Source organism: Brevundimonas sp. FG128 (genome assembly GCF_057809775.1).
This window is the reverse complement of the sequence record NZ_JBMDKP010000002.1, coordinates 582,843-605,124: the sequence shown is the minus strand read 5'-3', so window position 1 is coordinate 605,124 and position 22,282 is coordinate 582,843. Positions and strand designations below refer to the sequence as shown.

The 22,282-nt window shown below is 67.0% G+C and carries 19 protein-coding genes; 15 read left to right on the top strand and 4 right to left on the bottom strand.

Features of this window, described 5'->3' with window-relative positions:
* The first annotated feature begins 11 nt into the window (after positions 1 to 11).
* The 10 genes from ACODSC_RS07355 (at position 12) to ACODSC_RS07310 (ending at position 14,740) form a co-directional block, all read left to right on the top strand.
* On the top strand, positions 12 to 359 hold the full coding sequence (locus ACODSC_RS07355) for a hypothetical protein (RefSeq protein ID WP_488813192.1): 348 nt from the start codon (positions 12 to 14) through the stop codon (positions 357 to 359).
* Positions 356 to 1,405: an enoyl-CoA hydratase/isomerase family protein gene (locus ACODSC_RS07350; RefSeq protein ID WP_488813191.1), complete on the top strand. Its 1,050-nt coding sequence runs from the start codon at positions 356 to 358 to the stop codon at positions 1,403 to 1,405. The genes ACODSC_RS07355 and ACODSC_RS07350 overlap by 4 nt, the downstream gene beginning before the upstream one ends.
* Positions 1,380 to 2,336, top strand: a complete 957-nt coding sequence (gene mmsB, locus ACODSC_RS07345; protein ID WP_488813190.1) for a 3-hydroxyisobutyrate dehydrogenase — start codon at positions 1,380 to 1,382, stop codon at positions 2,334 to 2,336. Before ACODSC_RS07350 ends, mmsB begins: the two co-directional genes overlap by 26 nt.
* Before the next feature lie 313 nt (positions 2,337 to 2,649).
* On the top strand, positions 2,650 to 3,723 hold the full coding sequence (locus ACODSC_RS07340) for a LacI family DNA-binding transcriptional regulator (protein WP_488813189.1): 1,074 nt from the start codon (positions 2,650 to 2,652) through the stop codon (positions 3,721 to 3,723).
* Between the two features lie 51 nt (positions 3,724 to 3,774).
* Positions 3,775 to 6,810: a TonB-dependent receptor gene (locus ACODSC_RS07335; protein WP_488813188.1), complete on the top strand. Its 3,036-nt coding sequence runs from the start codon at positions 3,775 to 3,777 to the stop codon at positions 6,808 to 6,810.
* Between the two features lie 77 nt (positions 6,811 to 6,887).
* On the top strand, positions 6,888 to 8,366 hold the full coding sequence (locus ACODSC_RS07330) for a glucoamylase family protein (protein WP_488813187.1): 1,479 nt from the start codon (positions 6,888 to 6,890) through the stop codon (positions 8,364 to 8,366).
* The gene (locus ACODSC_RS07325) at positions 8,363 to 9,631 is read left to right on the top strand and encodes a sugar ABC transporter substrate-binding protein (protein ID WP_488813186.1); all 1,269 of its coding nucleotides are present in this window, start codon (positions 8,363 to 8,365) and stop codon (positions 9,629 to 9,631) included. Before ACODSC_RS07330 ends, ACODSC_RS07325 begins: the two co-directional genes overlap by 4 nt.
* Entirely contained in the window at positions 9,628 to 10,560 is a 933-nt protein-coding gene (locus tag ACODSC_RS07320) for a carbohydrate ABC transporter permease (protein WP_488813185.1), read from the top strand. Before ACODSC_RS07325 ends, ACODSC_RS07320 begins: the two co-directional genes overlap by 4 nt.
* The gene (locus ACODSC_RS07315; protein ID WP_488813184.1) at positions 10,557 to 11,372 is read left to right on the top strand and encodes a carbohydrate ABC transporter permease; all 816 of its coding nucleotides are present in this window, start codon (positions 10,557 to 10,559) and stop codon (positions 11,370 to 11,372) included. Before ACODSC_RS07320 ends, ACODSC_RS07315 begins: the two co-directional genes overlap by 4 nt.
* 158 nt (positions 11,373 to 11,530) lie before the next feature.
* Positions 11,531 to 14,740, top strand: a complete 3,210-nt coding sequence (locus ACODSC_RS07310) for a discoidin domain-containing protein (RefSeq protein WP_488813183.1) — start codon at positions 11,531 to 11,533, stop codon at positions 14,738 to 14,740.
* Positions 14,741 to 14,888: 148 nt separating this feature from the next.
* Here ACODSC_RS07310 and ACODSC_RS07305 read toward each other — a convergent pair whose 3' ends face one another.
* On the bottom strand, positions 14,889 to 15,977 hold the full coding sequence (locus tag ACODSC_RS07305) for an ABC transporter ATP-binding protein (RefSeq protein WP_488813182.1): 1,089 nt from the start codon (positions 15,975 to 15,977) through the stop codon (positions 14,889 to 14,891).
* Positions 15,978 to 16,065: 88 nt separating this feature from the next.
* Positions 16,066 to 16,710, bottom strand: coding sequence for a glutathione S-transferase family protein (locus ACODSC_RS07300; RefSeq protein ID WP_488813181.1), 645 nt, complete (start codon positions 16,708 to 16,710; stop codon positions 16,066 to 16,068).
* A 152-nt stretch (positions 16,711 to 16,862) separates the two neighbouring features.
* On the opposite strand from ACODSC_RS07300, the gene ACODSC_RS07295 reads away from it, so the two are divergent.
* Positions 16,863 to 19,493 (top strand): TonB-dependent receptor domain-containing protein, encoded by a 2,631-nt coding sequence (locus tag ACODSC_RS07295; protein ID WP_488813179.1) that lies wholly within the window; start codon positions 16,863 to 16,865, stop codon positions 19,491 to 19,493.
* A gap of 56 nt (positions 19,494 to 19,549) precedes the next feature.
* Positions 19,550 to 19,897: an arsenate reductase gene (locus ACODSC_RS07290; RefSeq protein ID WP_488813178.1), complete on the top strand. Its 348-nt coding sequence runs from the start codon at positions 19,550 to 19,552 to the stop codon at positions 19,895 to 19,897.
* Positions 19,898 to 19,919: 22 nt separating this feature from the next.
* Here ACODSC_RS07290 and ACODSC_RS07285 read toward each other — a convergent pair whose 3' ends face one another.
* Positions 19,920 to 20,159 carry a DUF2188 domain-containing protein gene (locus ACODSC_RS07285; protein ID WP_488813176.1) on the bottom strand — a complete coding sequence of 80 codons (240 nt, stop codon included), beginning with the start codon at positions 20,157 to 20,159 and terminating at the stop codon, positions 19,920 to 19,922.
* A gap of 18 nt (positions 20,160 to 20,177) precedes the next feature.
* Complete coding sequence (locus tag ACODSC_RS07280) at positions 20,178 to 20,675, bottom strand: hypothetical protein (RefSeq protein WP_488813174.1); 498 nt, start codon at positions 20,673 to 20,675, stop codon at positions 20,178 to 20,180.
* 229 nt (positions 20,676 to 20,904) lie between these two features.
* Between ACODSC_RS07280 and ACODSC_RS07275 the strand changes: the two genes are divergently transcribed.
* Genes ACODSC_RS07275 through ACODSC_RS07265 form a run of 3 tightly spaced genes read left to right on the top strand, consistent with a single transcriptional unit; the run spans position 20,905 to position 22,271 of the window.
* Complete coding sequence (locus tag ACODSC_RS07275) at positions 20,905 to 21,303, top strand: DUF6249 domain-containing protein (protein WP_488813172.1); 399 nt, start codon at positions 20,905 to 20,907, stop codon at positions 21,301 to 21,303.
* Between the two features lie 22 nt (positions 21,304 to 21,325).
* On the top strand, positions 21,326 to 21,880 hold the full coding sequence (locus tag ACODSC_RS07270) for an RNA polymerase sigma factor (RefSeq protein WP_488813170.1): 555 nt from the start codon (positions 21,326 to 21,328) through the stop codon (positions 21,878 to 21,880).
* Positions 21,870 to 22,271 (top strand): hypothetical protein, encoded by a 402-nt coding sequence (locus tag ACODSC_RS07265; RefSeq protein ID WP_488813168.1) that lies wholly within the window; start codon positions 21,870 to 21,872, stop codon positions 22,269 to 22,271. Before ACODSC_RS07270 ends, ACODSC_RS07265 begins: the two co-directional genes overlap by 11 nt.
* Positions 22,272 to 22,282: the final 11 nt, after the last annotated feature.

The window sequence follows — 22,282 nt, the reverse complement described above, 5'->3', positions numbered from 1 at the left end:
TCAGGACCGGCATGGACGGGGATCTGCTCGCGCTGAAGTCGCCTCGCCTCATGGATTTCGCCTTTCTGGCGATTGCGACTGGAGCTATCGGCATCCCATTGCTGAGTGTGGGTTGGTGGATCAGTCGTCTTGCAGGCGGCGCTCCACGCCATTTTTTGTTCGCCGGACCGAGCGTTGCGATACTGGCTTTGGCTGGCTGGAAGGCTTTTATCTATTTGTCCTGGGGCGGATCTGATCTTGGCGAGATCACCTGGATCTATCTTCCGCCCTATCTAGAATTTCTGGCTTTTGGGGTGGCGATGTATGTCGCTGCGCGCACCTATCTAGCCGTCGCGCAAGAGAAAGCCGTTCCCCAATGACCGAACCCGAAGTCCTCACACGGATCGAGAACGGCGTCGGACGGATCACGCTGAACCGGCCCAGGGCGATCCATGCGCTGAACCGGTCGATGTGCGAGATCATGACCGAGGCGCTGCTGGCCTGGCGCGAAGACGAGGCCGTGAAGTCGGTGCTGATCGATCACGCCGGCGAGCGGGGTTTCTGCGCCGGGGGCGACATCCGCATGATCGCCGAGAGCGGGGCGGGGGACGCCTCGGAGGCAAAGGCCTTCTTCCTGGCCGAGTACCGGCTGAACCATCTGATGTTCGAATATCCCAAGCCGATCACGGCCATCGTGGACGGGATCGTCATGGGCGGCGGGGTTGGGATTTCGGAGCCGGCCAGGGTGCGAATCGCGACCGAGGGGACGACCTATGCGATGCCGGAGACGGGCATCGGCCTGTTCCCCGATGTGGGCGGCGGATGGTTCCTGCCGCGCCTGCCGGGGCAGACCGGCGTGTGGCTGGCGCTGACCGGGGCGCGGCTGAAGGCGGCGGATACGGTGGCGCTGGGCATCCATACCCATTTCATCGACAGCGGGGCGATTGGCGCCCTGACCGGCGAACTGCTGGCGGCACCGGCTGATCCGGAAGCGGTCGCCGACCGCGTGTCCGGCGATGCGGGGACGGCGCCGCTGGACGCCCATCGCGAGGCCATCGACCGGCTGTTCGCTTTCGACACGGTCGAGGAAATCTTTGCGGCGCTGGAAGCCGACGGGTCGGATTGGGCGATGGCGCAGCTGGCGACGCTGAAGACCAAGTCGCCGCAGTCGCTGAAGGTCACGCTGCGCCAGTTGCGGACTGGGGCGACGCTGAACAGCTTCGCCGACAACATGGCGATGGAGTATGCGCTGGGCGGCCGGGTCGTGCGGACCCACGACTTCCAGGAAGGCGTGCGGGCCGTGATCGTGGACAAGGACAATGCCCCGAAATGGTCCCCGGCGGACCTGTCGGGCGTTACGGATGCGACGCTGGACGCGCTGTTTGCGCCGCTGCCGGACAATGAAAAATGGACGCCGCTGGCCTGACCGCGACGCCGACATAGGGAGAGAGACCATGACCAAGATCGCCTTCATCGGCCTGGGAAACATGGGCGGCGGCATGGCCGCCAACCAGGCCAAGGCGGGCCATGAGGTCGCCGCCTTCGACCTGTCGGCGCAGGCGCTGGAGCGGGCCAGCGCGGCCGGCTGCGTTGCGGCCGCATCGGTCGCGGAGGCCGTCAAGGACGCCGAGGTCGTCATCACCATGCTGCCCGCCGGACCGCATGTGCTGAAGGTCTATTCGGAGCAGATCATCGGTGCGGCGCCGTCCAGCGCGCTTCTGCTGGACTGTTCGACCATCGACGTGGAGACGGCGCGCAAGGTGGCGGGCCTGGCCAAGGGCGCGGGCTACGCCTTCGCCGACGCGCCCGTGTCGGGCGGGACGGCGGCGGCCGAAGCCGGGACGCTGGCCTTCATGGTCGGCTGTGACGAGGGCGACTTCGCGCGCGTCGAAGCGGCGCTTGAGCCCATGAGCCGCATCACCATCCGCGCCGGGGACCACGGCGCGGGGCAGGCGGCCAAGATATGCAACAACATGCTGCTGGGCGTGTCGATGCTGGGCACGTGCGAAGCCATCGCCTTGGCCGAGAAACTGGGTCTGGACCCCGAGCGCTTCTTCGAGATCGCGTCCAAGTCGTCGGGCCAGTGCTGGAGCGTGACCAGCTACTATCCCTGGCCTGGGCCCGTGCCGACGGCGCCGTCCAACCGCGACTACCAAGGCGGTTTCGCCACGGCCATGATGCTGAAGGACCTGAAGCTGGCCCAGGACGCGGCGTCTAAGTCCGGCGCCTCGACGCCCCTGGGCGCCCAGGCCGAGGCGATGTACGCCCTGTTCGACGGACTGGGTCATGGCGGGCGCGATTTCTCGGCCATGCTGCAGATGCTGCGCGGGCGATTGGCGGAGCTGGACGCCGGCTGACGTCCTTCGCCTGCTGATTCTCGATAGGGCGCGGCGGTGCGACAATGTCGCATTTCCGCCACTCTGCCTCGCCCGTCCCCGACAGGGCTGTGCGGCGATGGTGATCAGCAAATTCAACGCGTTGTCGACCGATCATGGGCTGGGGACGCACTCCGGCAACGCTTGGCCATGCGATGAATTCTGGCGAAAGATGGCGCACTGACGCTTGCGGGGAACATTGCACCTATGTCATGTAACCGCTTACATCAGTGTATCGACGGACCTTCGAGAAGAGGGCCGGGACGGTTCGGCTCAGGGAGACGATGACTTGGACATGGCTGCGCCCACCGCCGCGCCGTCGATCCGGCATGAGGCTGCGCCTCTCGCCAGGGCCGCCACCATGCGCGACGTGGCAGAGCGGGCGCAGGTGTCGGTGGCGTCGGTGTCGCGCGTGCTGAACGGCCTGGGCGTCACGTCGGACGCGACCCGCCAGCGCGTCCTCGACGCCGTCGAACAGCTTCGCTACGTGCCGCATTTCGGCGCCCGCAGCCTGTCGACCAGCAAGAACGACACCATCGGCGTCATCCTGCCCGACCTGTTCGGGGAGTTTTTCTCGGAGTTGATCCGGGGCATGGACCTGGCGGCGCGGGCGCACGGCAAACATCTGATCGTGTCCAGTTCGCACGACGACGCCGAGGACACTCTGGCTGCGGTTCGCTCGATGCGCGGGCGGGTGGATGGGATGATCGTGCTGTCCCCCCACGTCGGCGCGGCCAACCTGGCGGCCGAGTTCGCCGGGCGCATGCCGGTGCTGCTGATGAACAGCGGCACGGCCGAGGAAGGCCGCGCGGCCATCGTCGTCGATAACCACGGCGGCGCGGTCGCGGCGGTCGAACATCTGATCGCCACCGGACGCCGCCGCATCGCCCACATTCGCGGTGCGGGCGGCAACGTCGAGGCCGACACGCGCGCCGCAGGCTATGCCGCCGCGCTGGACGGTCATGCGCCGATCATCGTCGAGGGCGACTTCTCCCAGGCCTCCGGACACCGGGCGGCGACGCAGCTGCTGGCGCTGGACGAGCGGCCCGATGCGGTGTTCGCCGCCAACGACATGATGGCCGTCGGCGCTCTGCTGGCCTTCCAGGAGGCGGGCGTCCGCTGTCCCGAAGACATCGCCGTCGTGGGCTTCGACGACGTGCCGATCGCCGCCCTGGTGCGGCCGGCGCTGACCACGATGCGCGTCAATATTGCGGAAATCGGCCGTCGAGGCGTCGAACGCCTGATCGGCCTGGTCCAGGCCGGCCACGGCGCCGAGGCCCCGAACACCGCTTGCGAAATCGTTCGCCCGATCCTGGTCGAACGCCAATCAACCGCGACGGCTGCAGCCGTCGCGTCCAACAACGGGTGAGGACCAGCCATGTCGCTGCCAGCCAATCCCATCAGGAGGGGAGAGCTCAGGATGAACCAGTTCAACACGCGTAAGGCCGCGCTGGCCGCTGCTTCGGCCATCGCGCTGGGCATGGCCTTTACGGGCGCGGCTCAGGCGCAGAACGCCACCACGACCCTGCGGGGCGCGGTCTATGATGGGGCGACGGTGGAGTCCGGTGCGACGGTGACCGCTACGGAGGTCTCGACCGGCTATGTCGTGCGCGCCGCCGTCGGCGCGGACGGTCGCTACGTGTTCGCCGGGCTTCGACCCGGCACCTATCGCGTTCAAGTCTCGACTGCGGATGGTCAGGCGGCTGAAGACACCGTGACGCTGGGCCTGGGCCAGGTCGGCACGCTGGATCTGGATGTCGCAACTGCAGCCACAGGCGCGTCGGGCGGCGAAGGCGTCGCCGAACTGGGCGACATCGTCGTGACCGGGCGCCGCGTGTTTGAAGTCCGCACGCCGGAAGTGGCCACCAACGTCACCCAGCAGCAGATCAACAACCTTCCGCAGATCAACCGCAACTTCCTGAACTTCGCCGCTCTGGCGCCCGGCCTGCGGGTCACCGAGGGCGACACCGAGCGCACCATCTCCGCCGGCGGCCAGAGCGCCCAGGCGATCAATATCTTCATCGACGGCCAGAACCAGAAGTCCACCATCATCGATGGCGGCGCGGCCGGCCAGGACGATAGCCGCGGCAACCCCTTCCCGCAGGCGGCGGTGCAGGAGTTCCGCGTCATCAGCCAGAACTTCAAGGCCGAGTACGAACAGGCGGGATCGGCCATCATCACCGCCGTGACCCGCTCGGGCACCAACGAATTCCACGGCGAGGTGTTCGGCAGCTATCAGAACCAGGACTGGATCGCCCAGGACGTGTTCTCGGAGCGTCGCGGCGACGAGAAGCCCGACCTTGAGCGGCTGCAGTACGGCGTGTCGCTGGGCGGCCCCATCATCAAGGATCGGCTGCACTTCTTCGGCTCTTACGAGCGCAAGGACGAGACCCGCGCGGCCCAGACCTTCCTGAACCGGACCGAGTACGAGAACCTGTTCCAGGACGACTTGGGCACCTTTTCGACGCCGTTCGAGGAAGACCTCTACTTCGGCAAGCTGTCGTGGCAGATCGACGACCGGCAGCGGCTGGAGATCAGCGGCCAGTACCGGACCGAGGAGGACATCCGCGACGTCGGCGGCCAGAACGGACCGGACCGCGCCACGTCGATCCAGGGCGAGACGACCTCGATCAATGCTCGCCACCAGTTCCAGGGCGGCAGCTTCCTGAACGAGGCCAGCTTCGACTTCTTCCAGTTCAGCTACACCAACACCGCCGAGAACTTCGATTCCTACGGCCGCGAATATGTGATCTTCCGCGACGAGGATCCGGACACGGACGGCTTCCAATATAGTGTTAACAATCGCGACTCGACCGTCTTCAACACCGGCGGTCGCGGCGACAGCCAGTTCAACCAGCAGACCAGCTACACCTTCCGCGACGACCTGACGTTCACCGACCTGAACTGGATGGGCCTGCACACGGTCAAGATGGGCGCCAAATATTCGATGCAGAACTATCGTCTGGATCGCTTCTTCGGTCGCAATCCCCAGTTCGTCTTCGACGTGGACGGCCGCCCGGAAATCAACGGCAGTACCGATATTCCAGTCCTGGTGAACCTGGGTTCGCCCCTGCCGTCCGTCGATGTCGATAACGACGTCATCGGCCTGTATATCCAGGACGACTGGCAGATCACCGACAAGCTGGAACTGAACCTCGGCATTCGTTGGGATTACGAGAGCAACGCGTTCAACAACGATTATGAGACGCCGCAGGAAATCCGCGACATGCTCGCGGCGCTGGAAAACTCGCCTGGCTATGACTTCCCGGCTTATTTCAACCCGGCTGACTATATCTCCGACGGCGACCGCGAGGCCTTCAAGGGCGCCTTCCAGCCTCGGATCGGTTTCTCGTACGACGTCTACGGCGACGAGCGCACGGTGATCTTCGGCGGCGCCGGCCGGTACTACGATCGTCTCGGCTTCAACTTCGCCGTGGACGAGCGGTTCAAGCCCAATCAGTTCAACCGCACCATCTACTTCTCGGAGGACGGCGCCCCGGTCCGGACCGGCACCAATCCGGACGGTTCACCGATCACGGCGCCGAGCATCGCCTGGGATCCGTCGTACCTGACGCCGGCTGGCCTGGATCCGCTGCTGGCCGCTTCGCAGGGCAGGGGTGAAATCTTCCTCATCAATAACGAGGCTGAACCGCCCCGTACCGATCAGTTCAACTTCGGCGTCCGCCAGAAGGTCGGCGTGTTCCAGACCTCGCTGACCTTCGCCCTGGGCCATACGGAAAACGAGTCCGGATGGTACAAGGCCAACGTCCTGAACCCCGACGTCAACGCCAACATCGGCCCGACCCCGACCTCGGTCGGCTTCCCCCAGTACAACGACACGGTCTTCTTCCAGAACCAGGACAAGGAGCGTGACTTCAAGGCGATCTATTTCACAGCCGACAAGCCGTATAACGCCGACGACAACTGGGGTCTCAACATCGCGTACACCTATATGGACGCGACCCAGAACGGCAGCCGCGACAACGGCACGGTGGCGTTCGACTTCGACTATCCGACACCCGGCTATTCGCCCGAATTCCCCTCGGCGACGGACGAGCGTCACCGTCTGGTGGCGTCCGGCACCCTCGGCCTGCCGGCGGACTTCCTGCTGTCGGGCATCGTCACCCTGGGCTCGGGCCTGCCGTACAATGTCTTCGATTGCCCGGACGCGTCACCCTATGGCCCGGCGATCTGCTGGAACGGCGGCCGTCCCGAAAAGCGGGCCTTCTTCCCGGGTCTGAACTTCGCCTTCCGCCAGGTTGATCTGCGCCTGACCAAGGGCTTCGATGTCTTCGGCGGCCAGCGCGTCGAGTTCATCGTCGATGCGATCAACATCTTCAACTTCAAGAACTACAACGGGTTCGAGGGGGGCTACAACAACGCCCGCTTCGGCGCTCCGACATCCCAGTACTTGCCGACCCGCAGCTTCCAGGTCGGCATGCGCTATTCCTTCTAAATCCCTCTGAGCTTGGGCCGCCGTCGCCATGCGTGACGGCGGCCTTTCTTTTTCGACCTGCAAGTGTGAGCGTGCCCATGAACCGTCGAAACTTCCTGATGCGAACGACGGCTGGAGCGGCGGCCTTGGCTGTCGGCTTTCCGGCGGGGGCGATGGCGCAGGAAGCGGTGGCGGCTCAGCAGGGGACAGGCGCGGTGAACGGCACGCAGCGGCGGCCCTTGCGGCTGGATCGCGAGATCGACGAGCTTCAGGAGCGCACCTTCCGCTGGTTCGAGAAGGTCACGGATCGACGCACCGGCCTGACGCCGGATCGTTGGCCCACGCCGTCCTTCTGTTCGGTGGCGGCGGTCGGGTTCGCCCTGACCTGCTGGCCCATCGGCGTCGAGCGGCGCTGGATGAGCCGCGACGAGGCGCGCGAGCGCACCCTGACCACCATCCGCTATTTCCACAGCCTGCCGCAGGGGCCGGAGGCCAGCGGCACGGCGGGGCACAAGGGCTTCTTCTATCATTTCCTGGATATGGAGACGGGGCTTCGGTATCGGACCAACGAACTCTCCACCGTCGATACCGCCCTGCTGATCGCGGGCATGCTGTTCGCCGCCCGCTATTTCGACGGCGACCATCCTGACGAGGTCGAGATTCGCAGCCGGGCCCAGGCCCTCTATGAGCGGATCGAATGGCCCTGGGCCGTGGTGCGCGACAACCGCATCACCATGGGCTGGCATCCCGAGAGCGGCTTCATTCCCTCGGACTGGAACGTCTATAACGAGGGCATGCTGATCCTGCTGCTGGCCATAGGCAGCCCGACGCATCCCGTCTCGGTCAATGTCTGGCACGAATGGGCCGCCAGTTATGATGAGAGCTGGACCGACCGCTGGGGCAGCTGGCAGCTGAATTTCGCGCCGATCTTCGGCCATCAGTACAGCCATATGTTCGTCGATTTCCGCGGCATCCAGGACGCCTGGATGCGGGGGCAGACGGCGCAACTGGGCGAATATCTGGACTATTTCGAAAACAGCCGCCGCGCGGTCTACGCCCAGCAGAAATACGGGCACGACAATCCGGGCCAGTGGGCCGGCTATTCGTCCGAGACCTGGGGGCTGACGGCCTGCGACGGGCCGGGCGATTTCAAACAGACGATCAACGGCGTCGAACGCGAGTTCTTCAGCTATTCGGCGCGTGGCCCGGGCGAGCGCGACGACGGCACCATCGCGCCGACGGCGGCGGCCAGCTCCATCGCCTTTGCGCCCGAGATCGTCGTGCCCTGCATCAAGGCGATGAAGAGCCGGTTTGGGGCGGGCATCTATACTGAGTGGGGCTTCCTCGACAGTTTCAACCCGACCCTGACCCAGCGCGACGGGCCGTTGCAGCACGGCAAGCTCGTGGACGGCGTGGGCTGGGTGGACGGCGACTATCTGGGCATCGACCAGGGGCCCATCGTCGGCATGACCGAGAACCACCGCTCGGACTTTATCTGGCGCTATATGCGCGGTGAGCCGCACATCCGTAAGGCGCTGGAGACGGCGGGCTTCACGGGCGGCTGGCTGGACGCATGACCTCTGGCCCGCACAGGCGCGGGGCCTTGGCGCTGCTGGCGGGCGGCGCGGCGGCGGCCTGTACGCCGCGCCGGGACGGCGAAACCGTGCTGCGCTTTTGGGCCATGGGAAACGAGGGCGGGACGGTCGGCGAACTGATGCCCGAGTTCGAGCGGCGCAATCCCGGCGTCCGTGTCGCGGTCCAGCCCCTGCCGTGGACGGCGGCGCACGAAAAGCTGCTGACCGCCTATGCCGGGGCGTCGTTGCCGGACGTCAGCCAGATCGGCAACACCTGGGTGGCGGAACTGACCGCCATCGGCGCCCTGTCGCCGACACCGCCCGCCGCCGCCGACCTGCTGACCGACCAGTTCGCGGCGGTGCTGGAGACCAATCAAGTCGCCGGCCAGGCCATGACCACGCCCTGGTATGTGGACACGCGCCTGCTGTTTTACCGCACCGACCTGTTGGCCCGCGCGGGCTTTGGGGCGCCGCCGCAGGACTGGGCCGAATGGAAGCGGGCCATGCACGGGATCAAGCGCGTGGCGGGCGGCGATAACTTCGCCATCCTGCTGCCGCTGAACGAGTTCGAGCAACTGCTGACCTTTGGATTGCAGACCGAAGAGCCGCTGCTGCGCGACCGCAATACGCGGGGCAACTTCTCCAACCCCGGCTTCGTCGCGGCCCTGGCCTTTTATCGCAGCCTGTTCGCCGAGGGGTTGGCCCCCCTGGCCTCGGCGGCCCAGATATCCAACGTCTGGACCGAGTTCGCGCGCGGCTATTTCAGCTTCTATTTCTCCGGCCCGTGGAGCGTCGGCGATTTCCGTTCGCGCCTGCCGGCGTCGTTCCAGCCGAACTGGGCCACGGCCGGGGTGCCGGGACCGAACGGCCTGGGCGCCTCGGCGCCGGGCGGGTCCAGCCTGGCGGTGTTCAAGTCTTCGCCGCACCAGGAGGCCGCCTGGGCCCTGGTTCGCTATCTGTCCGAACCAGCCGTCCAGGCCCGGTTCAACACCATCGTCGGCGACCTGCCGGCGCGCCAGAGCGCCTGGGACATCGCCCAGGTCGAGCGCGACCCGATGCTGGCGCCCTTCCGGGGCCAGCTGGAGCGGGCCAAGGCCGTGCCCAAGGTGCCGGAGTGGGAGCGGATCGTCACCGAGATGCAGATCGTCGCCGAACGGATGGTGCGCGGTGAATATACGCCGGAGACTGCGGCCGCCGAGATCGACCGCCGCGCCGACCGGCTGCTTGAGAAACGCCGCTGGATGATGGAACAGGGCAGGGCCGTATGACCGTCGCCGATCCGACATTAGCCAAGGTCAAACCCTCCCGCGGACGCGGCGCACGCGAACGCGCGGCCTGGGCCTTCGTCGCCCCGGCGATGATCGCCATCGGTCTGTTCTTCGCCATTCCGGTGATCGCGGCCCTGTTGCTCAGCCTGACCGACTTCGACATCTACGCCCTGGCGAACCTGGACAATCTGCGTTTCGTCGGCCTGCAGAACTACGAGCGGCTGATGACCAATCCGCTGTTCTGGGGGGCGATGAAGAACACCCTGACCTTCGCGGTCCTGGGCGTGCCCCTGTCCATTGCGGCCTCGCTGGCGGCGGCGGTGATCCTGAATGCGCGGGTGGTGAAGTGGCGGCCGATCTGGCGGGTCATGTTCTTCGCCCCCTATGTCACCACCCTGGTCGCGACGGCCGTGGTGTGGCGCTATCTGCTGCACACCCGCTACGGCGTCATGAACTGGGGGCTGGAGAGCATCGGCCTGCCGGCGGTGGACTGGCTGGGCCAGCCCTCGACCTCGATCCCCGCCATCCTGATGTTCGTGGTCTGGAAGATCTTCGGCTACAATATGCTGATCTTCCTGGCCGTGCTGCAGACCGTGCCGGACGACCTGTACGAGGCCGCCCGCATCGACGGCGCCGGGCCGTGGAAACAGTTCCGCCATGTCACCCTGCCGGCCATCGCGCCGACCATGCTGCTTGTCTCGATCATTTCCGTCGCCAGCTTCTTCCAGCTGTTCGCCGAACCCTATGTGATGACGCAAGGGGGGCCGGCCCAGAGCACGGTGACGGTGCTCTACTTCATGTACGAGGAAGGCTTCAAATGGTGGAACCTGGGCTCCGCCAGCGCGGTCGCGTTCGTCCTGTTCCTGTGCATCCTGGCCATCACCCTGGTCCAGTTGGCCGTCGCCAAGCGGGTGGGGGCGTACCAGTGAAAATCCGCTCCATCTTCCTCAACCTCGCCGTCGCCCTCATCGCGCTCATCGTCCTGTTCCCTCTGGTCTGGATGACGTCCGTCAGCTTCATGCCCACCGGCGAGGCGGCGACCTTCCCGCCGCCATTGGTCCCGTCGCGCTGGACGCTGGAGCACTATCAGGACCTGTTCCTGAACCAGGGCATGGGCCGCTATCTGTGGAACAGTTTCGCCCTGGCGACCCTGGCGACGATCCTGGCGCTCAGCTTCACCGTTCCGGCCGGCTACGCCTTCGCCAAGCTGAAGTTCGCCGGGCGCGAGCGGCTGTTCCAATTCCTGGTCGCCGCCCTGGTGGTGCCGGCCCAGATCGGCACCCTGCCGCTGTTCCTGATGCTGAAGGGGATGGGGCTGGTGAACACCTATGCCGGGGCGCTGGTGCCCTGGCTGGCCTCGATCTTCGGCCTGTTCCTGGTGCGCCAGTATGCGCTGAGCATTCCCGACGAGATGCTGGAGGCCGCCCGGATCGATGGCGCCAGCGAAGGCCAGATCTTCCGCCGCATCGTCCTGCCGACGCTGCAGCCGATCATCGTCACCCTGGGTCTGTTCGTCTTCCTGGGCAGCTGGAACGACTTCCTGTGGCCGCTGATCGTCCTGACGGATCAGTCGAACTATACCCTGCCGGTCGCCCTGGCGGCCCTGTCGCGCGAACATGTGCAGGACATCGAACTGATGATGGCCGGCGCCGTCGTCACGGTGGCGCCCGTGCTGATCCTCTTCCTCGCCCTGCAACGCTACTACATCCGCGGCATGCTCGCGGGCAGCGTGAAGGGGTGAACCTGAAACGACCCACCCCTCAATAATCGTCATCCTCGCCCTTGTGGCGAGGATCCAGACTCCCGGTGGCGGACGTGCGTCCCCGGTTTCGACGGAGTCTCTGGATCCTAGGCACAAGGCCTAGGATGACGACGAGGGGGCTCATTGGAGTAATCCGAATGCGTATCCTGACATCCGCCCTCGCGCTCAGCGCCGCCCTGATGGCCGCCCCCGCCGTCGCCCAGGACACGCGCGTGCTCGACAGCATGGACGACGCGGCGCGGTGGGAGGCCAGCGCCTCGACCGACGTTCACGCCGCCGTCTCCGCCGTGGCGGGGCATGACGGACGGGCGGTCCGGCTCGACTACGATTTCGACGGCAAGGCCGGTTATGCGGTGCTCAGCCGGCCGCTGCCGTTCGACCTGCCCGACAATTACGAGATCAGCTTCTGGGTGCGCGGCGCCGGGCCGATCAACACCTTCGAGGTCAAGCTGACCGACGCCTCGGCCGAGAACGTCTGGTGGAAACAGACGGCTCGGTACGACTTCCCCGACGGCTGGACGAAGTTCGTGATCAAGCGCCGCCAAGTGTCCAAGGCCTGGGGGCCCAGCCCGGAGACGGTGCTGCGCCGCGCCGAGCGGGTCGAGTTTGTCGTGGTCGCGGCCGACGGCGGCAAGGGGGCGGTCGAGATCGACCAACTCGCCTTGCGCGCCCTGCCGGTCGATCCGGCGGTGCCGCCGCAGCCGGTCGCCGCCGATGGACGGGCGCAGACGACCGCCGCCAACGCCGTCGATCTGGACCTGAAGACCGCCTGGACCCCGCCTGTGGGCGAGGCGTCGGCGCTGACGCTGGACCTGGGCTATGAGCGCGAGTTCGGCGGCCTGACCCTGCGGTGGAGCGAGCGCGGCGCGGCGGCGGACTATCGGATTTCGGCCTCCACCGACGGACGTGACTGGCGTGAGCTGACATCCGTGCAGGGCGGCAACGGCGGCGTCGACTGGCTGCGCACGCCCGAGACGACCGCCCGCTGGCTGCGGCTGGAGCCGCTGAAGCCGGTCCCCGCCTCGGACGTGGTCGGATCCTCCGGCGCCGGTCAGCGGCTGGGGGCAGGGCAGGCGACCACCTATGCGTTGAACGAGATCGAGGTCGAACCCCTGGCCTTCGGCGAAGACGCCACAGCCTTCGTGGAGGCGGTGGCCAAGGAGAACCGGCGCGGCCTCTATCCGCGCGGCTTCTTCGGGGAACAGCCTTACTGGACCCTGGTCGGCGTGGACGGCGGCGGCGAGAGCGGTCTGATCGGCGAGGACGGCGCCATCGAACTGCGCCGCGCCGGCCCCAGCATCGAACCCTTCGTCGTGGACAACGGGCGACTGATCACCTGGGCCGACGTCAATATTGAACAGGGGCTGAGGGACGACGACCTGCCGATTCCCTCGGTCACCTGGACCGCCGACGACTGGACGCTGAAGATCACCAGCTTCGCCGACGGCGCGCCGGGCCAGGCGCGTCTGTGGGGCCGCTATGACCTGACCAATACCTCCAACCGGCCGCGTCGCTTGACCCTGGCCCTGATGGCGCGGCCGTTCCAGGTGAATGGACCCGTGCAGTTCCTGGCCATTCCGGGCGGCGTGGCGCCGGTCGAACGGATCGCCTGGGACGGCGGCACCCTGACGCTGAACGACGATGTCCGGGTCCAGGCCCTGGGCGCGCCGGACGCCGTGGCGGCTTCGAGCTTCGACACAGGGGCTGATCCTCAATCATTGATGTTGCCGTCAGCGCGACGCCCGGCCGACACGCCAGTCGTGGTGTCCGACGCTACAGACCTGCCGGCCGGCGCCCTGCTGTATGAGGTGACGCTTCAACCCGGCGAGACGCGCACCTTCGGCTTCTTGTCGCCGCTGGCGGGTGAGGCGCCGCAGCCGCAGGCGGGGCAGGGCGTCGCCGCGCTGGATCAGGCCGAACAGGCGCTGGCGGCGGAATGGCGCGAGAAGCTGGACCGGGTGGACCTGACCCTGCCGCCCGCCGCCCAGCGGATCGAGGACGCGCTGAAGTCGTCGCTGGCCCATATGCTGATGTCGCGTCAGGGGCCGATCCTCCAGCCCGGCACCCGCAGCTACAACCGCTCCTGGATCCGCGACGGGGCCATGATGGCCGAGGGGTTGAACCGGCTGGGCATGGCCGAGCACTCCGCCGACTATCTGCGCTGGTACGCCCCCTATGTGTTCGACAACGGCAAGGTCCCCTGCTGCGTCGATGCGCGCGGCGCCGATCCGGTGCCCGAGAACGACAGCCACGGCGAGTTCGTCTTCCTGGCCGCCGAGACCTATCGCTACACCGGCGACGAGGCCCTGCTGCGGCAGGTCTGGCCCCAGGTGCAGAAGGCCATCGCCTATATGGACGACCTGCGCGCCTCCACCCGCACCGCCGCTTTCCAGACGCCGGACCAGCGCCACCTGTACGGCCTGCTGCCCCCGACGATCAGCCACGAAGGCTATTCGGACAAAGCGGCCTATTCCTACTGGGACGATTTCTGGGGCCTGCTGGGCTACAAGGACGCGGTCTTCATCGCGCAGACCCTGGGCGACGCCGAGGCCGCCGCTCGCTACGCCGCCGCGCGGGATCAGTTCGCCGCCGACATCCGCGCCTCCATCGCCGCGACGGCCGAACATCACGACATCGACTGGATCGCGGGCGCCGCCGACCGTGGCGATTTCGACGCCACCTCGACCACGATCGCCCTGTCGCCGTCGGGCGAGCAGGATAATCTTCCGCCCGAGCTGATGGCGCGGACCTTTGACCGTTATTGGGAAAACTTCCAGAACCGGCTGACCAATCGCACGGCGTGGAAGGACTACACCCCCTACGAATGGCGGCTGGTCGGCGCCTATGTGCGGCTGGGTCAGAAGGACCGGGCCCTGGCGGTGCTGGACTTCCTGATGGCCGACCGTCGGCCCGAGGCCTGGAACGGCTGGGCCGAAGTCGTGGGGCGCGAGAAGCGCGAGCCGCGCTTCATCGGCGACATGCCCCACGCCTGGATCAGCTCGGACTATATCCGTTCGGCCCTGGACCTGTTCGCCTATGAGCGGGACCGCGACCACGCCCTGGTGCTGGCGGCGGGCGTGCCTGAGACCTGGCTGGATACGAAGGAGGGCGTGGGGGTGAAGGACCTGCGCACCGCCTATGGGTCGCTGACCTACGCCTATCGCAAACAGGGGGCGGCCTATGTGCTGACCCTGGGCGGCGGGGCGACGCCGCCGGGCGGGTTCGTTCTGCAATGGCCTGCGGGGCAGGGGCGGCCGGAACGGGTGCGGATCGACGGCCGTGCGGCGACGTGGGCAGGCGACGAGTTGGTTATTCCAGCAGGGGCGCGGCAGGTGGAGTTGCGCTGACCCTTCTCCCCTTGGGGTAGAAGGTGGGGCCGAAGGCCTCGGATGAGGGGTGTTTATCCGCCTCGAAATGGCAAGAGCGAAGCTGCGGAAGCAACCCCCTCATCCGTCTCGCTCCGCGAGCCACCTTCTCCCCCGAGGGGAGAAGGGTCTATAGGCGCTTGAAGGCCTTGCCGCTCGCGTCGAACAGGTGCGCCTGTCGGGCGGGGACGTGCAGCATCAATCGCTCGCCGGCCTTGGCCCGGAGTTCTCCCGCCAACTGAACGGTCAGGGTGTCTTGCGACGCCGGATGCTTCAGGTGGGCCATGGTCGTCGCGCCCAGGGTTTCCACGAACATGACCTCGGCGTTCAATGCATCGCCGTCGCCGGTCGTGGTCAGGTGTTCGGGGCGGATGCCCAGGGTCACGGCGTCGCCGGGCTTGGCGGTCGCGGCGTCCACGGCGACGTGGATCGTCTCGCCGGCGGTGGTCTTCACCGTCGCGGCAGTCGCCGAAGCCTCGACGATTTCAGCCGCCAGCAGGTTCATCTTCGGGCTGCCGATGAAGCTGGCGACGAACAGGTTGGCGGGGTGGTCGTACAGGTCCATCGGGGCCCCGACCTGTTCGATCCGTCCGCCATTCAGCACCACGATCCGGTCGGCCAGGGTCATGGCCTCGACCTGGTCGTGGGTGACGTAGATCATGGTGGTCTTCAGTTCGGCGTGCAGCCGCGCGAACTCGTAGCGCATCCGCACCCGCAGGGCGGCGTCCAGGTTGGACAAAGGCTCGTCGAACAGAAAGACCTCGGGTTCGCGCACGATGGCGCGGCCGATGGCGACGCGCTGCCGCTGACCGCCCGACATGGCCTTGGGTTTGCGGTCCAGATAGTCGGTGATGCTGAGCGCTTCGGCGGCGGCGCGGACGCGGAGGTCGATCTCGCCCTTGTCCGTCCTGGCCAGCTTCAGGCCGAAGGCCATGTTCTCATAGGCCGTCATGTGCGGATAAAGCGCATAGGACTGGAACACCATGGCGATGCCTCTGTCCGACGGCGACAGGTCGTCAACGACGCGGCCGCCGATGGAAACCTGGCCCGTCGCCGCCTCTTCCAGACCGGCGATGGTGCGCAGCAGGGTGGACTTGCCGCAGCCCGACGGGCCGACGAAGACGATGAACTCGCCGTCGGCGATCTCCAGATCGACGCCCTTCAGCACCTCGACGGCGCCGAACGCCTTCTTCACGTCGACCAGACGGACGTTCGCCATGCTTCCTGTTTCCCTGAGCCGCTTTTCTTTTGGCGCACCGTAACCGGTTACATCGGCGGATCAATGGCGCGAGACGTCTCAGCCGCGATCAATCCTGGTCCGGCGCGCCCAGCGGGAAATAGTGGCGATACTTCCGCGCCTCCTCCACGCAGCGGGCGAAGGACGGCCGCGCCAGCAGCCGGGCGCGGTAAGCCCTCAGCACCTCGAACCGCTCGGGGATGGCGTGCGTCCAGTCGGCGTAGAACAGGGCCGGCGCCGCCGCGCAATCGGCCAGGGTGAAGCCGTGATCGGTCGCCCATTCCCGGCCGGCCAGCCTCTGGTCCAGCCAGGCGTAGGCGGCGTCCAGCATCTGTCTGGCCTCCTCGACGCCATAAGGGTCCCGGTCGGCCTCGGGGCGCAGGATGTCGAAGACGAACTTCTGCTGGGGCGTGTTGATGTAGTTGTCGAACACCCGGTCCATCATCCGCACCTCGACGGCGGCGATCGGGTCACGAGGGATCAACCGGCCTTCGCCGTGCCGGGCGTCCACATATTCGACGACGCTGGTCGCCTCGACGACGGTGGTCTCGCCGTCCGTCAGGATCGGAAACCGCTTCAGCGGCCACAGCGCCGCCAACTCGGCCATGGCGCCCGGCTCTTCCAGGTGACGATATTCGAACGCGGTGTCGGTCTCGTATAATGCGATCAGGGCCTTCTGGCAGTAGGAGGAGAAGGGGTGGGCGTAGAGCTTCATCTGACGTCATCCTGACTGGTTATTTTATCTAACCGTCCATCCGCTGCGTCGGTGTGTCAATCCACCGTCTAGTTTGCAAAGTTGCGAAAATTAGCTTTCGCAAAACGGCGACGCTGGATAGAAGCCCGCCACCAATTGCGGGGAGCATCGAAATGGCGAAGCGTTCAATCCTGATGGCGACGGCGTCGGTCGCCTGGCTGGCGGCGGCTGCAGCGGCCCATGCCCAGGTCGGGGCCCGGGCCGAAACCCAAGTGGACGACATCGTCGTCACCGGCTCGCGGATAGCGGGCGGCGACCGGATCGCGCCGGTCGAAACGGTGGAACGACAGGCGATCGCCGCCGCCGGGATCGCCGACGCGTCGCAACTGGTCCGCCTGGTGACCGCCAACTCGGGCTCGGAAGCCCAGGTGGACCAGCTGAACCAGCCCCAGAGCTCCGGCACGGCCCAGTTCAACCTGCGCAATCTCGGCCTGGGCTCGACCCTGGTCCTGGTCGACGGCCAGCGCTGGACGTCCAGCGCCGTGGTGGCGACCGACGGATCGGCCTTTGTCGATATCAATTCGCTGGTCCCCATGATCGCTCTCGAGCGGGTCGAGGTGGTCAAGGACGGCGCCTCGGCCGTCTATGGCTCGGACGCGGTGGCCGGCGTGGTCAACTTCATCACCCGTCATGACGTCGGCCGGCCGGAAATCCGCGCGAAATACGCCGTCGCCGACGGCTCGGAAGAGAGCGTGATCGAGGCCATCGGCGGCTTCGAACTGCTGGGCGGCGACCTGACCCTGGCCGCCTCGCATTTCCACCGCTCGGCCCTGGGGTCGGACGAGCGCGACTTCACCCAGGCCGAACGCTATGGCCGCGCCGCCTGGACCGCCGTGACCAGCTATGGCCAGCCCGGATCCTACTTCCGGCCCAGCACGGGCGCCTATGCGCCGGACCCCGACTGCGACGATCCCGCCTTCGGCGCCGCCTATCGCAACGGCCCGACCGACGCCTTCTGCCGGCTCGACTATTCCGACTTCTTCGACCTGACGCCGGAAGAGACGCGGACCCAGGTGTTCGCCGACTATCGCCGCCCGATCGGCGACATGACCCTGTCGCTGCAGGCCGCCTATTCCTCGACCTGGACCCAGGCGCGGCTGACCCCGTCCTTGCCGATCCTGGCGCAGGCCCTGACGGTTCCGGCCTCTCATCCCGACAATCCGTTCGGCGAGGACGTGCTGTTCCGCGGCCGCCTGCTGGGCGCCGAGAGCGGCGCGCTGGAGTCCCGGTTCGACTACGACACCTGGCGCCTGGCCGCCGGGCTGGACGGCGATTTCGCCAATGGCTGGACCTGGGGCCTGTCCGCAACGGCCAGCCGCCAGCATGTCGCCTATGACAAGGCCGACGTGATCGGCAGCGCGCTTCAGAACGCCCTGAACGGTCTGGGCGGCACCGGCTGCGATGCGGCGACCGGCGCGCCGGGCGTCGGCGCCTGCCAGTATTTCAACCCCTTCGGCAGCGCCTATCTGGGGACCGGAACGGCGAACGGTCCGGACCTGATCGACAGCCTGATCGGCGACGTCGGCCTGCGCGGCGCGGCCGGCCTGACGACGGTCGATGCGTCCACCAGCGGCCAGGCCTTTGCGTGGACCGGCGGGGCGATCGACGTCGCCGTGGGCGCGCAATATCGCCGCTCGACCTTCCGCCACGACTGGAGCGACCTGGTCAACGCCGGCGACCTGCTGACCGCCGGCTATTCCCCGGACTTCGACGGCGACCAGCAGGCCCTGGCCGCCTTCGCCGAGGCCCGCGTGCATCTGGGCGACCGGATCGAGGCGCAACTGGCGGGTCGGTACGAGACCTACGACGGCGGCGAAGGCCGTTTCAGTCCCAAGATCGCCGTCCGCTGGGACGTGTCCGACGCCTTCGCCCTGCGCGGCTCATGGGGGCAGGGGTTCCGCGCCCCGTCCGTCTACGCCCAGGCCGGCGCCCAGGCCTCGCAGCCGTCCGTGTTCGACCGGGGCGCCTTCGTCTTCGTCAACACCCTGACCTCGGGCGATGCGGACCTGAAGCCCGAACGGTCGGAAAGCCTGACCTTCGGCGCCCTGTGGCGGCCTGTCGAAGGGCTGGAACTGGGGCTCGACGCCTGGCGCTTCGACTACACGGATCAGGTCGTCAAGGAATCGGCCCAGGCGGTCATCGACCAGGCGGCCGCCGACGATGCGGCGGGCCTGACAGGCACGGACGCGCAAGGCCGCATCACCCGGGCCTCGAACGGCGCCCTGACCTTCGTGCAACTGTATTTCCTCAACGCCTCGTCCATTGAGACCCAGGGGCTGGACCTGTCCGCGCGCTACAGCCGCGACGTGCTGGGCGGCCGGGCGACGGCTTCGGCGACCTGGACCTATGTGGACCGCTACGACATCCGCCTGAACGCCTCGGCGGCAGAGGTGTCGGGGGTCGGCTCGACCAATCTGAACAATATCGGCCGGTCGCTGCCGCGTGATCGGGGCGAGTTCGCCCTGGGCTGGAGCGGCGGACCGCACGCCGTCACCGCCCTGGTCCACTACACCAGCGGCTACGCCAACGACCGCAGCGGCATCACCGACACGACCATCGCCAGCCAGACGACGGTGGACCTGCTTTACAGTCGGGCGGTGGGCGTGGGTCTCGACCTGTCGCTGGGCGTAGTCAATGTCGCCGACAAGGCGCCGCCCCTGGCCCAGTTCGCGCTCGGCTACGACCCGGTCGTGGCCGATCCGCGCGGGCGGGTGGTCAGCGTGGGACTGACGAAGCGGTTCTAGCCTTGTCAGTATGATCCTCAGGCGCCACAGCGGCCGCCTCACTGGAAAGGCTCGCCATGCCCGTCGTCCTCTACGGAATCCCGAACTGCGACACCGTCAAGAAGGCCCGCGTCTGGCTGGACCAGCACGGCGTCGACTATGTCTTCCATGACTACAAGAAGGCCGGCGCCGATGCGGACCGGCTGGGCCAGTGGATTGACGAGCACGGCTGGGAGACCGTGCTGAACCGGGCAGGGACGACCTTCAAGACGCTGCCCGACGCCGACAAGACGGGCGTCGATCGCGACAAGGCCATCGCCCTGACGTTGGCCCAGCCGTCGATGATCAAACGTCCGGTGCTGGACCTGGGCGACCGGCGGCTGGTCGGCTTCAAGCCCGAGGCCTACGCCGCCGCCTTCGCCTGACCTCGATCAGGCGGCTGCCCGATCAGTCCTCGACGTCGGTGACCGGGCGGTCGTGACCGTCGGCGCTCTCGGTCACCCATTTGCCGTCGGCGGTCTCGTATTCGATGGCGGCGGTCTCGTCGGGCACCCGCTGCTCGCGCGCGGCGCGGACGGCGGCGGCCTTGGCGGCGTCATGGGTGGCGAAGGTCTCGGAATAGGTGCCGCTGGACTGATAGGCCCAGCCGCCGTCGTGTTCGACGATGCGATAGGTGACGTGGGCCATGGAAGTCTCCGTTGAAGGTCAGGCGACGACCGTAGCCCGAACCGGCCGCCGCAGGAACAGCAGTTGCAGCGTGACCCCTACGATCAGGATGATCACCAGCGACAGCTGGGAGGCCACGACCAGCGGGTCCTCGGGACTGTCGGCGATGGGATGGCCCGCCGGCAGACGCGTCATGACCTCGGTCACGCTGGGCAGGAACAGGGTGAACACCGCCACGCTCAGCGCCACCGTCTGGATCCACCAGCGATGCCGGGCCAAGGGCTTGATGAAGCCGATGGTCGAGCCGACCACGAGCGAACCCAGGCTGAGGATCGAAATCGCCACGCCCGGCGGGCTCTTGATCACCAGCACGCCGGACAAGGCTCCGATGAACATGAAGCCGAGGAAGATCTTGGAGATCATCTTCTCGGGCGGGATGCGGCCGTATCGGATGAGGAGGTAGAGGGCCAACGGCACGGCGGGCAGGCTGCCTAAGGTGTGAAACCAGCCCAGGGCGGAGAGTTGGGGAAGCAGCATCGCGACCTCGCGTGAACGGGATTGAACCACATACGCCAGCGAACCGATCGCGACGGTCTGCCTAAAGGCCCAGCTTGTCCAGCGGTGTCGGGCGACCTCCGGAAATCTTGATCGGGGGACCTTACGAAGATTTCACATAAGCCAGCGCATCCGTGGAGGCGCCGCGCAGCCTCTTGTGATCAGAAGGCCGCCGCATCAGGCTGCTGCAACGGTTCAAGGGATACCCGTCATGGAAGACTTCATTCCGATCTTCGCCATCTTCGCCGTCTTCGGCTCGATCACCGCCATCGTCTTCGGTCCTCAGCTGCTGAAGTACCGCGAAAAGCGCGACATGCAGGAGACCGTCCGCCACGCGGTGGACAAGGGGCAGCAACTGCCTGCCGAACTCATTGATGTCATGACCAAAGATGTGGAGAAGGGGCTGGCTTCGCGGACCAAGGACATCCGCAAGGGGGTGCTCAGCCTGGCGGCCGGGGCAGGAATCGCGGGCTTCGCCTTCGCTGTGCAGGATTCGACGCGCGATTGGGGGAGCAACGGAGACGGCGCCTTGCTAGGCATTGCCTGCATTCCGGCCGCGATCGGGATCGCCTTCATCATTCTGGGCTTCTTCAACCCGAACAAGGCTTGAGATCGGCCGGGAGGGGGCCGTCATGGGCAAATCTCTGCGCGATCTTCACGATGTCGAGCTGGCCGCCCAGGCGGCGGCCGGCGGGCGGCGCGAGTATGGCGAACTGGTCCGTCGGCACAGCACGGCGGTCCGGGGCCTGCTGCGCCGGATGGGGGCCTCGCCGTCGCTGGCCGACGACGTGGCGCAGGACGCCTTTCTGCAAGGGTTCCAGCGTTGCCCGGAGTTTCGGGGGCAGGGGACCTTTGCGGGCTGGATCAAGAAGATCGCCGCGCGCCTCTATCTGAAGCGCGTCGCCCGCGAGGCCCGCTATGTCGCCGAAGTGGAGACGGACCAGGCGGGTGTCGGGGTCGATCGCGGGGGGCTGATGGATCTGGACGAGGCGCTGAAGACGCTCAACGAAACCGAGCGGGTGTGCGTGTCCCTGTGCCACGGCGCGGGGATGTCCCATCCCGAAATCGCGGCGGCCATGAATTTGCCGCTCGGAACGGTGAAATCCCATGTCAAACGTGGTCTGGATAAACTCCGCGCGCGGCTTCAGCCGGCGCATGGCGACGGGAGGTCGATCCATGTCGGCTGACGAATTCGATCCCGCGATCGAGCGAATGTTCGCGCAAAACCCGCGACTGGCCGACGAGGCCCTGTTCCTGGCCTTGCTTCAGGCGCGGATGGAGAAAAGGTCGCGCTGGCGCACGGCGGCCCTGACGGCGGCGGGCCTGGTCGGCGGCGGCCTCGCGATCCGCGAGGGCCTGAACGTCAACTTCGCCTCGGACAGCCAGACGACGCTGGGCCAGGGTCTGCGCACGGCCGTCGCCATGGCGCAGGGCGGGGTTCAATCGGGGCTGGACGGCCTGGGCGTCGGGTCGTTCGATATGTCCAGCGGCACGGGCATGCTGGCCTTCTGGATCGTCGCAGGCGCAATGATCGCCCTTTTGGCGGCGGGCGCAGCGCGACTGTCACAGGACGTCTGAGGGATGACTTC